Origin of the sequence: uncultured Oscillibacter sp., from assembly GCF_900544955.1 — a bacterium.
Taxonomy (GTDB): Bacteria; Bacillota; Clostridia; order Oscillospirales; family Oscillospiraceae; genus Oscillibacter.
The window spans coordinates 23752-35214 of record NZ_UQXD01000024.1 but is presented as its reverse complement, the minus strand read 5'-3'; the positions used below and the strand labels follow the sequence as shown (position 1 = coordinate 35214).

Sequence of the window (11463 nt, the reverse complement as noted above, 5' to 3'; positions counted from 1 at the left end):
GTACCGGCGGCAGCGGCTGCGGGCCTGGCTGGCCGCCCGGCGGCGGGGCGCGGTCAAATCTGCGGATTGAGGAGGAGACGGTATGAACATCTTAGTGGTTGTGGACATGCAGAACGACTTCGTCACCGGCGTTCTGGGGACGCCGGAGGCCCGGGCCATCGTGCCCTATGTGGTGGGCCGGGTGGTGGACGGCATCAACCGGGGGGAGGAGCTCCTCTTCACCCGGGACACCCATGGGCCGGACTACCTGGCCACCCAGGAGGGGCGGCGGCTGCCGGTGCCCCACTGCCTGCGGGGCACCGAGGGCTGGGAGATCATTCCCCAGCTGGCGGAGGACGCCGCCCATCCCCTCGACAAGAACGCCTTCGCCAGCCGGGACCTGGGCGCGCTGGTGCGCGCCCGGGACGAGGATCTGCGCAGGCAGGGGAGGCCGGGGGTGGAGCGCGTCACCCTCATCGGCGTGTGCACCGACATCTGCGTCATCTCCAACGCCATGCTGCTGAAGGCATTTGTGCCGGAGGCGGAGATCCGGGTGGAGGCCGCCTGCTGCGCGGGGGTGACCCCGGAGAGCCACCGGACGGCCCTGGCGGCCATGCAGGCCTGCCAGATCACCGTGGAGGAATGAGCAACGCCCGCCCCGCTGCACCGGCAGCGGGGCGGGCGTTTTTTATGTGTCCGACCAATGTCACCATATCTCATGCCTTTTGTCACACGTAGCTCTGGCTGTTCACGTCGAACACGCCCCGGGTGGTGATCCGCAGGGAGGGGATCACCGGCAGGGCCATGAAGCTCAGGGTCATGAAGGGGTCGATGCCCCGGCTGACCCCCAGGCGGAAGGCCTGCTCCTTGGCGGCCTCCAGCTTTTCGTTCACCGCGTCCAGAGGCTCGTCGCTCATGATGCCGGCGATGGCCAGGGGCACCTCCGCCAGGGGCTGCCCGCCGTCCCACACCACAATGCCGCCGCCCAGCGCCACCACCCGGTTGACGGCGGCGGCCATATCCGCCTCGCTGGTGCCCACCACGATGATGTTGTGGGAGTCGTGGGAGATGGAGGTGGCCACGGCGCCGGACTTCAGTCCGTAGCCCTGGAGGAAGCCGATGCCGATGTGGCGGGTGTTCTTGTGCCGCTCCACCACGGCGATTTTCAAAACGTCGTACTCCGTGTCGATACGGTCGGAGTACCCGGCGTCCACGGTGGTGATCTCCCCGCTGACCATGCCGATGATGCCCCGGGGGCGGGGCTCGGTGAAGTCCCTGGCGGTGAGGGGCTCCACGTGGAAGGTGGCGTGAGCCCGGGCCACCAGATAGGGTTCAATCTGCGGCGCGGGGAAGTCCCGGACCACCCCCTGGTCCACCAGCAGCTCACCCCGCTTGTAGACCTGCTGGATGCGAAAGCTCTGGAAATCGTCGATGAGGACGAAGTCCGCCAGATACCCCGGAGCGATGGCCCCCCGGTTGTTCAGCAGGAAGTACCGGGCGGCGTTGTGGCAGGCCACTTTCACCGCGATGATGGGGTCTACTCCCAGGGCGATGGCCTTTTTCACAATGTAGTCGATGTGGCCCTTTTCCAGCAGGTCGTTGGGGTGCTTGTCGTCGGTGCAGAACATGCACCGCTCGGCGTACTTGCCGCACAGCAGGGGGGCCAGAGCCTCCAGGTTCCGGGCGGCGGTGCCCTCCCGGATCATGATGAACTGGCCCCGCTCCAGCTTGGCGATGGCGTCGTCCAGGTCGTGGCACTCGTGGTCGGAGTACACCCCGGCGGCGATGTAGGCGTTGAGGTCGTTGCCCTTCAGGTCCGGGGCGTGGCCGTCGATTTTCTTGTGGTGGGCCTGGGCCGCCACAATCTTCTCCACCGCCTGGTCGTCCCCGGCGATGATGCCCACGAAGTTCATCATCTCCGCCAGGCCCTGGACCCGGGGGTGGTCGTAGAAGGAGTCGATGGCCCGGTAGTCCAGCACGGCGCCGGACTCGTCCAGGGGGGTGGCGGGGACGCAGGAGGGCAGCATGAACCGCACGTCCACCGGCAGGTTCTCTGTGGCCTGGAGCATGTACTCGATGCCGTCGGTGCCCATGACGTTGGCGATCTCGTGGGGGTCGGTGACCACGGTGGTGGTGCCGTGGGGCAGCACCGCCCGGACGAACTCCTTGGGGGAGACCAGGGAGCTCTCCAGGTGGATGTGGGCGTCCAGAAAGCCGGGGAGGACGATCTTCCCCCCGCAGTCCTGCTCCACCGCGCCGGAGTAGGTGCCCATGCCTACGATGAGCCCCTCCGCCACGGCGATGTCCCCATGGCACAGCTCATTGGAGAACACGTTCACGTAGGTGGCGTTTTTCAGCACCAGGTCTGCCGGTTCCCGCCCGGCGGCGGCGTTGATGATGCGCCGCTTTTTCAGCAGCTTCCGGTTGATCTTGCCCGCATAGCTCTCAGACATAGAACCACTCCTTCTGTTCCAAAATTTGATATTATGATATCTTATGACTAATATAACTGGATATGATACTGAGGTTAGGGCAAGTATACGCCAAAACCGGGGGTTTGTCCATGGGAAATTTCAAAGAAAAAGGTCCCCGTCCGCACCGCGGACGGGGACCTTTGGAACAGCGCCTTACAGAAGACCCGGCAGCACGCCCTGGAACAGGCTCAGCACCAGGACGACGGCCAGGCCGGTGAGGCCGGCGATGAAGCCGCCGATGGTCCAGGCCTTCATGGTCTGGGAGAAGGTGAAGCCGGAGAAGCGGTTGATGACCCAGAAGCCGGAGTCATTGGGCAGGGACAGCCCCACGGCGCCGCAGCAGATGGCCAGGCCCACCAGCACGGGGGAGGCGCCCATGGCCGTGATGGAGGGGGCCAGGATGGCGGAGGTGGTGACCAGCGCCACGGTGGCGGAGCCCTGGGCGGCCCGCAGAATCTGGCTGAGGAGGAAGGCCAGCAGGATCAGGGGGACGTTGAAGTTCTGCATGGTGCTCACGATGTAATCGCCGATGCCGGTGGCGTTGATGATGGCGCCGAAGCTGCCGCCGGCGCCGGTGATGAGCAGCACCATGCCGGCCTGGGCGCCGGCCTCCGCCATGACCTCCTCGAAGGAGCGCTTGAGGTGCTTTTTCAGGGCGAACATGGCCGCCACGACGCCGACGAACAGCGCGATGTTCTTGTCGCCGATGAAGGCGCAGAAGAGGGACACCCCGGAGCCCTGGGGCAGCAGGGCGGCGGCGATGGTGCCCACCAGGATCAAGAGGATGGGCAGCAGGATCAAAAAGATGGCCAGACCGCCGGAGCAGTGCTCCTGGGACTTGCTGGTGTCCAGGGTCACGTGGTCCAGCTCCTGCCCGCACTCCTCGGGGAAGAATTTCTTCACCGTCAGCTTGGAGTAGAGCACGCCGCCCACCAGGGCCGCAGGAACGGAGACGATGATGGAGTAGAAGACGAAAGCACCCAGGGGGGCGTTGACGGTGCCCGCCACGGCCATGGGGCCGGGGGTGGGGATGATGACGCAGTGGCCCATAATCAGGCCCGCTCCCAGGGCGGTGACGAACCGGGCCAGGGGGATGCCGGTCTTTTTGGACAGCTGCTTGGCAAGGGAGATCAAAATGACGAACGCCGCGTCGAAAAACACCGGGATGGCCACAATGACGCCGGTGATGCACAGCGCCAGGGGGGAGTGCTTGGTGCCGATGGTTTTCAGCGCCAGGTTTGCAATCTCCTCCGTGCCGCCCGTCTCATAGAGCAGCTGGCCCAGGATGATGCCCAGCGCGATGACGATGCCGATGCTGGTCATGGTGGAGCCGAAGCCGGAGGCAATGCCCGAGGCGATGCCCGCCAGCGGGAGCCGCGCACCGAAGCCGATGACGATTGCCGTGAAAAGCAGTGCCAGGAAGGGATTGATCTTGCATTTGATAATCATGAACATCAACAGGGCGATTCCGATTAAAAATACGACCATTAACATGATAAAAACCCCTTTTCTGTGAGATGGGCCGATGGCTGCCGGCTGTCCTCCTTTCCTCCGCTCCTTACCTACTAGGGTACAAACATTTTCACCGGTTGTCAATTATTCCCAAGCAAAAAGACTCCGAAAAACGAGGAGGAATCTTGTGGTATTTGTATAAGAATCATCAGAAGTTTATTGGAGTATCTGTACCATTTGACAAAATCGAAACACTCTGGCGCTGCCTCTGCCGCCGGAGGGGGGCCGCGGGGCCTCTCTGCGATAGGGACGGGCTGCTGGCGGGCCTGGCAAACCGATCCTTGCCAAAATGGAAAAAAAGGAGCCCCCGCGCTTTTTTGTGTGGGGGCTCCTCCGCTTGCCATCAGCCTGACAAAATGAGAGTCCTGTCTGAGGTTACTTGCTGCCGATTTCCTTGAATAGAGCCATGGTAATACGTTTTGCAATGGCTGCGGCTTTGGCGCAGTTTTCTTCAAAATGATCAATTCCGCTATGCGTGGCGGTGTCTGTAACACAGCGGATGGATAGGAACGGCTTGGCATTTACATAGCAGACATGGGCAATACTTGCCGTCTCCATGTCCACCGTTAACGGGGCAAATTCGTCAGAAATCTTTTGCCGCCCCTCATCGGTGATAAAGGACTCCCCGGTAACCATTCGCCCCCAAAACACCTTTCCCGGCAGCTTCATGTTGCGCACCGCAACTTTTGACAGCGCGATCAGGTGGCGGTCTGCCTCAAAAAACGCAGCGTTCATCCATGGATGAAACTCCGTTAAAATGTCCGGTGCGACGTCGTGGTAACAGACCTCCGTAGAGATCACGGTGTCGAATCGCTGGAGATCGGGGTGTATACCGCCTGCGGTTCCCGGATTGATGATGATATCTACATCGAAGGCATCTATTAAAATCTGTGACGCGATGGCGGCGTTTACTTTGCATACCCCCGAAAACAGGGCGACAACCTCGATGCCCTCCATCTGCCCTTCATGGAAGTTCAGCATGGCTCGTTCCGTTGTCTTGCAATTTTGGATGTAGGGCAAAAAGGGGGCAATCTCTTCGTCGCCTGCACATACGATTCCAATTTTCATAGGGAGTCTCCTGTGACGTTCGATTTGTCCGGGGCGTCTTGTCCGCCCTGGGGTCTGTTATTTTTTATATTATCATATTGAGTTGCTGTTCTCAAGGCCGTTTGAGGAGACCGGCGGGGGTGAATCACGTGCGCGGATCTCCGTCAGGGGCCTTGGGGCTTGCCCATTGCACGAATGTGGAAAATGGGGTATACTGTTACAATCTATGAAATCACTCCCAGGAGGCACGCCCATGAAACTCATGGTCATCGACGGCAACAGCATTCTCAACCGGGCCTACTACGGCATCCGCCCCCTCTCCACCCGGGACGGGCTCTACACCCACGCCATCTTCGGCTTCCTCACTACGCTGCTGCGGCTGGAGGGGGAGGAGTCCCCGGACGCGGTGTGCGTCACCTTCGACCTCCACGCCCCCACCTTCCGCCACCAGGCGGACGAGGCCTACAAGGCCACCCGCAAACCCATGCCCGAGGAGCTGCGGATGCAGGTGCCGGTGCTCAAGGAGGTGCTGGACGCGCTGAACATCCCCCGCTACGAGCTGGAGGGCTGGGAGGCGGACGACCTCATCGGCACCATCTCCCGCAAGTGCGAGGCGACGGGCTGGGAGTGCGTGGTGGTGACAGGGGACAAGGACTCCCTCCAGCTCATCACGGACGCGACGCGGGTGAAGCTGGTGTCCACCCGCATGGGCCAGACCACCACCAAGGACATGACGGAGGCGGCCTTCCGGGAGCAGTACGGCTTCGCCCCCATCCACATGATCGACCTGAAGGCCCTCATGGGCGACGCCTCCGACAACATCCCCGGCGTGCCGGGGGTGGGGGAGAAGACCGCCTTGGACCTGATTCAGAGGTACGGGAGCGTGGAGGCCCTGTATGCCCGGATGCCGGAGGTGGAGGCCAAGCCCGCCGCGCTGAAAAAGCTCCGGGAGGGGGAGGAGAGCGCCCGCCACTCCCTGTGGCTGGCCACCATCGTCACCGACGCGCCCCTGGACTTCCGACCGGAGGACAACCTGGTGCAGGCGCCCGGCCCGGCGGCCTACCCGCTGTTTCTGCGGCTGGAGTTCACCCGGCTCATCGAGAAGTTCGGCCTGGCGCCGGAGGCGGCCCCCCCGGCGGCCTTCCGCGTGACGGTGGAGCAGGTGACGGAGACGGCCCAGGCGGAGCGGCTGCTGGCCATGTGGCGGCAGGCGGACCATGTGGCGGTGCTGGCCCTGCCGGACCTCTCCGCCGCGGTGGTGACCTGCGGGAGCGGCGAGTCCTCCGCCGTGACGGCGGAGCTGTTTTTCGAGAAGTATCAGGGGGACTGGAACGGCCTTCTGCGGGCCCTGTTCGCCGGGGATATCCGGAAGGTCTCCCACAACGTGAAGGACTTGATGCGCCAGCTCCTCGCCAACGGCCTGGAGGCGGAGGGCTTCGTCTTCGACACGGCCCTGGCGGCCTATCTGTTGGACGCCACAGCGGGGAGCTACGAGCTCCAGCGGCTGTTTGTCTCCTATTTCAATACGGAGCTGCCCAAGCCCATCTATCTGGAGCCGGACGCCTTCTCCCTGCTGGGGGACGCGGCGGCGGCCCGGGCCAGCTTTGACAGCTACGCCGCCGCCGTGGACGCCCTCTACACCGCCCTGGCGCCCCAGCTCCGGGAGCGGGGCATGTGGGAGCTGTATCAGACGGCGGAGCTGCCGCTGTGCCGGGTGCTGGCGGAGATGGAGCTGGCGGGGTGCCGGGTGGACGCCCGGGCGCTGTCCGCCTTCGGGGACGCCCTGGCCGGGCGCATCGCGGAGCAGGAGGAGGCCATCTACCGCATGGCGGGGGAGACCTTCAACATCAACTCCCCCAAGCAGCTGGGAGAGATTCTCTTCGGCCGGCTGGGCCTGCCCCACGGCAAGAAGACGAAAACCGGCTGGTCCACCAACGCGGACGTGCTGGAGAAGCTGCGCTACGAGGCCCCCATTGTGGACGCCGTGCTGGAGTACCGGCAGTACGCCAAGCTGAAATCCACCTATGCCGACGGCCTGCTGAAGGCCATCGGCCCCGACGGCCGGGTGCGCACCAGCTTCCAGATGACCGTCACCGCCACGGGGCGGCTGAGTTCCACGGAGCCCAACCTCCAGAACATCCCCACCCGGACGGACCTGGGCAGTGAGATCCGGCGGATGTTCGTCCCGGCGGAGGGCTGCGTCCTGGTGGACGCGGACTACTCCCAGATCGAGCTGCGGCTCCTGGCCCATATCTCCGGGGACCAGGCCATGCAGGCGGCCTTCCGCTCCGGGCAGGACATCCACACCGCAACGGCGGCCCAGGTGTTCCATGTGGACCCGGCGGAGGTGACCCATGAGATGCGCCGCCGCGCCAAGGCGGTGAATTTCGGCATCGTCTACGGCATCTCCTCCTTCTCCCTCAGCCAGGATATCGGCGTGTCCGTGGCGGAGGCCAAGGCCTATATGGAGGCCTACTTCGCCACCTTCCCCGGGGTCCGGGCCTACATGGACCGGGTGGTGGCCCAGGCCAAGGAGACGGGCTACGTGGAGACGCTGCTCCACCGGCGGCGGGAGCTGCCGGAGCTGACGTCCTCCAACTTCAATCTCCGCTCCTTCGGGGAGCGGGTGGCGCTGAACATGCCCATCCAGGGCACGGCGGCGGACGTGATGAAGCTGGCCATGGTGGCGGTGTGGAAGCGGATGCGGGCGGAAGGACTGGCGGCCCGGCTGGTGCTCCAGGTCCACGACGAGCTGATTGTGGAGTGCCCGGCGGCGGAGGCCGAGCGGGTGGCCGCCCTCCTGGCGGCGGAGATGGAGCAGGTGGTGTCTCTGGACGTCCCCCTGACGGCGGAGGCCCACTGGGGCGGGAACTGGCTGGAGGCAAAGGGATGAGCGGCCGCGGCCTGGCCGTCCGGAGGAAGGGCGGCGCCGGGAAGGGCCTGGTGGTGCTGCTGGGCGTGGCGGGCGCGTCCCTCTCCGCCGTGTTTGTCCGCTGGTCCACGGCCCCCTCCCTGATTCTGGTGCTGTACCGGGTGGGGCTGGCGTCGCTGCTGCTGGCGCCGGCCATGGTGTCCCGCCGCGCCGAGCTGCGGGACCTGCCCCGGCGGGAGGCGCTGCTGTGCCTGGTCAGCGGGGCCTTTCTGGGGCTGCACTTCGCGGCGTATTTTGAGTCCCTGCGGTTCATCTCCATCGCCTCGTCGGTGGTGCTGGTGGACACGGAGGTGTTTTTCGTGGCCCTGGGCGGCGCGGTTTTGCTGGGCCAGCGGCTGCCCCGCCGGGCCTGGCCGGCCATTCTGCTGACCTTCGCCGGCAGCGCGGCGGTGGCCCTGGGGGACAGCGCCGCCGGGGGCGGCGCCCTGCGGGGCGACCTGCTGGCCCTGGCCGGGGCGATGTGCATGGCGGTGTATACCGTGCTGGGCGCCGTCTGCCGCCGGAAGCTCTCCACCACGGTCTACACATTTTTCGTGTATCTGGCGGCGACGGGCACGGTGCTGCTCATCGCCCTGGCCACGGGTCTGCCCCTGGCGGGCTACGGGGCGGTGAACGGTCTGACGGCCCTGGGCCTGGCGGTGTTCTGCACACTGCTGGGCCACAGCGTGTTCAGCTGGGGGCTGAAGTACCTGCCGGCGGCCTTCGTCTCAGCGGTGAGACTGCTGGAGCCGGTGCTGGCGGCGGGCTGGGGGCTGCTGCTCTTCGGGGAGCGGCCGGGCCTCGCCGCGGTGCTGGGCGGCGCCGCCGTGGTGGCGGGCATCGCGCTGTATAGCCGGGCGGCCGGCAAGGAAACATAAGGAGGAACCAACATGGATACAAGGATGCCGGTGCGCATCGTTCCCATGAACGCGGACCATTTGGACGAGGTGGCGGCGCTGGAGCGCATCTGCTTCTCCACGCCCTGGTCTCGGAATATGTTGGCGGAGGAGCTGGACAACGCCCTCTCCGCCTTCCTGGTGGCCCTGGACGCCGGGGACCGGGTGGTGGGCTACGCCGGCTTGCAGGTGGTGCTGGACGAGGGATATATCACCAACATCGCCGTGCTGCCGGAGTGCCGGCGGCAGGGCGTCGCCGGAAAGCTGTTGCAGGTGTTTTTGGACTTTGCCCAGGGCAGCCGCCTGGCCTTTTTGACCCTGGAGGTCCGGGCCTCCAACTACGACGCCATCGCCCTCTACGGGAGCCGGGGCTTCCGCAGCGCCGGGCGGCGGAAAAATTACTATGAGCATCCCCGGGAGGATGCCATCATCATGACGAAGGAGTTTTCGGATGGAACTGAGAATGCCGACGCCGGAGCAGCTTCGGACGGTGTACGCGACTGACCTGCGGGAGGCCTTCCCGCCGGCGGAGCTGAAGCCCCTGCGGGCAATTGAGGCGCTGTGGGAGGACGGGTGGTACCGCCCCTGGTGCCTGTTCGACGGGGACGAGATCGCGGGCACGTGCTTTTTATGGCTGGGGCATCCCGGCTGGGCGCTGCTGGACTATTTGTGCGTCTCCTCCCGCCGCCGCAACGGCGGCACCGGGGCCCTGCTGCTGGAAAAGCTGCTGGAGCGGGAGGCGGGCACGGTGATCCTGGGGGAGAGCGAGGCGCCCGACGGGGCGCCGGACCCCGCCCTGGCGGAGCGCCGCCTGGGCTTTTACGCCCGGAACCGCGCCAAAACGGCGGGCTACGACACGGAGATGTTCGGCGTCCACTACAAGACGCTCTACTGGGCGGAGGGCCCCATCCCCGACGAGACGCTGATGGCGGAGCACCGCTTCATCTATCAAAACCGGTTTTCGCCGGAGAAGTACGCCCGGTACGTCCGCATCCCCCTGGCCCCGGGGGCCAGCCCCATGGCCCAGGTGCCCTGGAACGAGTGAGAGGAGAGATGAGCAAGCATGAAGATCCTGGCGTTTGAGTCCTCCTGCGACGAGACCGCCGTGGCGGTGGTGGAGGACGGGCGGCGGGTGCTGTCCGACGCCATCGCCTCCCAGGTGGACATCCACGCCCTCTACGGCGGCGTGGTGCCGGAGATTGCCTCCCGCAAGCATGTGGAGGCCATCGCCGCCCTGACGGAGCAGGCCCTCCGGGAGGCGGGCTGCACCCGGCGGGACATCGACGCCGTGGCGGTGACCTACGCCCCGGGCCTCATCGGCGCGGTGTTGGTGGGGCTGAGCTTCGCCAAGTCCGTGGCCTTTGCGCTGGGGGTGCCGCTGATTCCGGTGCACCACATCCGGGGCCATATCGCCGCCAACTACCTGGCCTTCCCGGAGCTGGAGCCGCCCTTCCTGGCGCTGGCCATCTCCGGCGGCAACACCCTCCTGGTGGACGTGCGGGACTACACGGACATGGAGATTCTGGGGGCCACCCGGGACGACGCGGCGGGGGAGTGCTTCGACAAGGCGGCCCGGGTGCTGGGGCTGCCCTATCCCGGCGGCGGGCCGATGGACCGTCTGGCCCAGACGTCCCAAGGCGGCGTGTACGCCCTGCCCCACGCCCAGGTGGACGGCGCCCCGCTGGACATGAGCTTTTCCGGGCTGAAGACGGCGGTGGTGAACCTGGCCCACCACGCCCAGCAGGTGGGGGAGATGCTGGACCGGGCCGCCCTGGCCCGGGACTTCGCCCAGGCGGTCAGCGACACGCTGGTGCCCCGGGCCATGGAGGCCGCCCGGCAGGCGGGGCGGACGGTGATCGCCGCCGGGGGCGGCGTGGCGGCCAACTCCGTCATCCGGGGGGACCTGGAGCGGGCCTGTAGCCAGGCGGGCTGCAAGCTGTACCTGCCGCCGCTGCGCCTGTGCGGGGACAACGGCGCCATGATCGGCGCCCAGGGCTATTACGAGTATCTAGCGGGGCACACGGCGGGCATGGACCTGAATGCCTACGCCACTCGGGACATCGGAGCGTGAGGAAAAAGCGGCCGCAGTTGCGGCCGCTTTTCTCTGAAAAAATGGATATGCAGTCCTGCATTTTTTGAATGTAAAGCGCAGTGGCTTGCTTTTTTTGAAGGCGGGAAAAAAGAGGGGCGCAAACGGAGGCATGTCCAGAAGGAATGTTGGGGGAAAACGGAGAAAATGCGGAAGGGGGATGTTTTATGTTAAGTGAAATCCTGGGGGAAAAACAGAGGGAGATTCCGCTTGGAGATCTGTAAAAAACTGACAAATTGAGCGGAAAGCGCTGAAATACAAGGGAAAAACAGATGTGGAAAACCTCGTGGAAAATGTGAATAACTCTTTGTAAAAGCAGGACAGCCCTCTGTTTATGTTGATGGATTAATTTGGGATAAAGTGGGGGAACATGGAAAAGCAACACGCAAAAGGAAGATTTCCAACAAAAAATTTAGGAAAAATTCAGCGAAAATTTCAGGTTAAAATCGGATTTTTGGTGGGGGTCGAATGTCAATACCGCAAAACAAACAAAAAATTCTTGCAGGATTTCTTGCAAGAATACGATTTGTAATATACGGGCGCGGTGAATATCCG

Annotated in this window: 10 protein-coding genes; 7 read left to right on the top strand and 3 right to left on the bottom strand. The window is 64.7% G+C overall.

Features of this window, described 5'->3' with window-relative positions:
* Positions 1-82 precede the first annotated feature (82 nt).
* A complete protein-coding gene (locus QZS21_RS07180) occupies positions 83-625 on the top strand; it encodes a cysteine hydrolase family protein (RefSeq protein WP_295581807.1) in 543 nt (180 codons plus the stop codon).
* 82 nt (positions 626-707) lie between these two features.
* Here the strand turns inward: QZS21_RS07180 and ade are convergent, their stop codons facing one another.
* The 3 genes from ade to mtnN all read right to left on the bottom strand — a co-directional run bounded on the left by ade (position 708) and on the right by mtnN (position 5033).
* Entirely contained in the window at positions 708-2432 is a 1725-nt protein-coding gene (gene ade / locus QZS21_RS07175; RefSeq protein ID WP_295581805.1) for an adenine deaminase, read from the bottom strand.
* A gap of 174 nt (positions 2433-2606) precedes the next feature.
* Positions 2607-3947, bottom strand: a complete 1341-nt coding sequence (locus QZS21_RS07170; protein ID WP_295581803.1) for a GntP family permease — start codon at positions 3945-3947, stop codon at positions 2607-2609.
* Between the two features lie 393 nt (positions 3948-4340).
* Positions 4341-5033, bottom strand: a complete 693-nt coding sequence (mtnN, locus tag QZS21_RS07165; protein WP_295581801.1) for a 5'-methylthioadenosine/S-adenosylhomocysteine nucleosidase — start codon at positions 5031-5033, stop codon at positions 4341-4343.
* Positions 5034-5265: 232 nt separating this feature from the next.
* Between mtnN and polA the strand changes: the two genes are divergently transcribed.
* The 6 genes from polA (at position 5266) to QZS21_RS07135 (ending at position 11440) form a co-directional block, all read left to right on the top strand.
* A complete protein-coding gene (polA, locus tag QZS21_RS07160) occupies positions 5266-7905 on the top strand; it encodes a DNA polymerase I (RefSeq protein ID WP_295581799.1) in 2640 nt (879 codons plus the stop codon).
* On the top strand, positions 7902-8801 hold the full coding sequence (locus QZS21_RS07155; protein WP_295581797.1) for a DMT family transporter: 900 nt from the start codon (positions 7902-7904) through the stop codon (positions 8799-8801). Before polA ends, QZS21_RS07155 begins: the two co-directional genes overlap by 4 nt.
* A gap of 12 nt (positions 8802-8813) precedes the next feature.
* Positions 8814-9323: a ribosomal protein S18-alanine N-acetyltransferase gene (gene rimI, locus QZS21_RS07150; protein ID WP_295581795.1), complete on the top strand. Its 510-nt coding sequence runs from the start codon at positions 8814-8816 to the stop codon at positions 9321-9323.
* Positions 9271-9864 (top strand): GNAT family N-acetyltransferase, encoded by a 594-nt coding sequence (locus QZS21_RS07145; RefSeq protein WP_295581793.1) that lies wholly within the window; start codon positions 9271-9273, stop codon positions 9862-9864. Before rimI ends, QZS21_RS07145 begins: the two co-directional genes overlap by 53 nt.
* Before the next feature lie 18 nt (positions 9865-9882).
* Complete coding sequence (tsaD, locus tag QZS21_RS07140; protein ID WP_295581791.1) at positions 9883-10890, top strand: tRNA (adenosine(37)-N6)-threonylcarbamoyltransferase complex transferase subunit TsaD; 1008 nt, start codon at positions 9883-9885, stop codon at positions 10888-10890.
* Positions 10891-11278: 388 nt separating this feature from the next.
* Positions 11279-11440, top strand: a complete 162-nt coding sequence (locus QZS21_RS07135; RefSeq protein ID WP_295581789.1) for a hypothetical protein — start codon at positions 11279-11281, stop codon at positions 11438-11440.
* The last annotated feature ends 23 nt before the right edge of the window (positions 11441-11463 follow it).

Excerpts from the sequence above, each read along its gene's own strand:
- QZS21_RS07145 (WP_295581793.1), top strand. The coding sequence starts at position 9,271 with ATGGAACTGAGAATGCCGACGCCGGAGCAGCTTCGGACGGTGTACGCG.
- rimI (WP_295581795.1), top strand. The coding sequence starts at position 8,814 with ATGGATACAAGGATGCCGGTGCGCATCGTTCCCATGAACGCGGACCAT.
- ade (WP_295581805.1), bottom strand. The coding sequence starts at position 2,432 with ATGTCTGAGAGCTATGCGGGCAAGATCAACCGGAAGCTGCTGAAAAAG.
- QZS21_RS07135 (WP_295581789.1), top strand. The coding sequence starts at position 11,279 with ATGGAAAAGCAACACGCAAAAGGAAGATTTCCAACAAAAAATTTAGGA.
- mtnN (WP_295581801.1), bottom strand. The coding sequence starts at position 5,033 with ATGAAAATTGGAATCGTATGTGCAGGCGACGAAGAGATTGCCCCCTTT.
- QZS21_RS07180 (WP_295581807.1), top strand. The coding sequence starts at position 83 with ATGAACATCTTAGTGGTTGTGGACATGCAGAACGACTTCGTCACCGGC.
- polA (WP_295581799.1), top strand. The coding sequence starts at position 5,266 with ATGAAACTCATGGTCATCGACGGCAACAGCATTCTCAACCGGGCCTAC.
- QZS21_RS07155 (WP_295581797.1), top strand. The coding sequence starts at position 7,902 with ATGAGCGGCCGCGGCCTGGCCGTCCGGAGGAAGGGCGGCGCCGGGAAG.
- QZS21_RS07170 (WP_295581803.1), bottom strand. The coding sequence starts at position 3,947 with ATGTTAATGGTCGTATTTTTAATCGGAATCGCCCTGTTGATGTTCATG.
- tsaD (WP_295581791.1), top strand. The coding sequence starts at position 9,883 with ATGAAGATCCTGGCGTTTGAGTCCTCCTGCGACGAGACCGCCGTGGCG.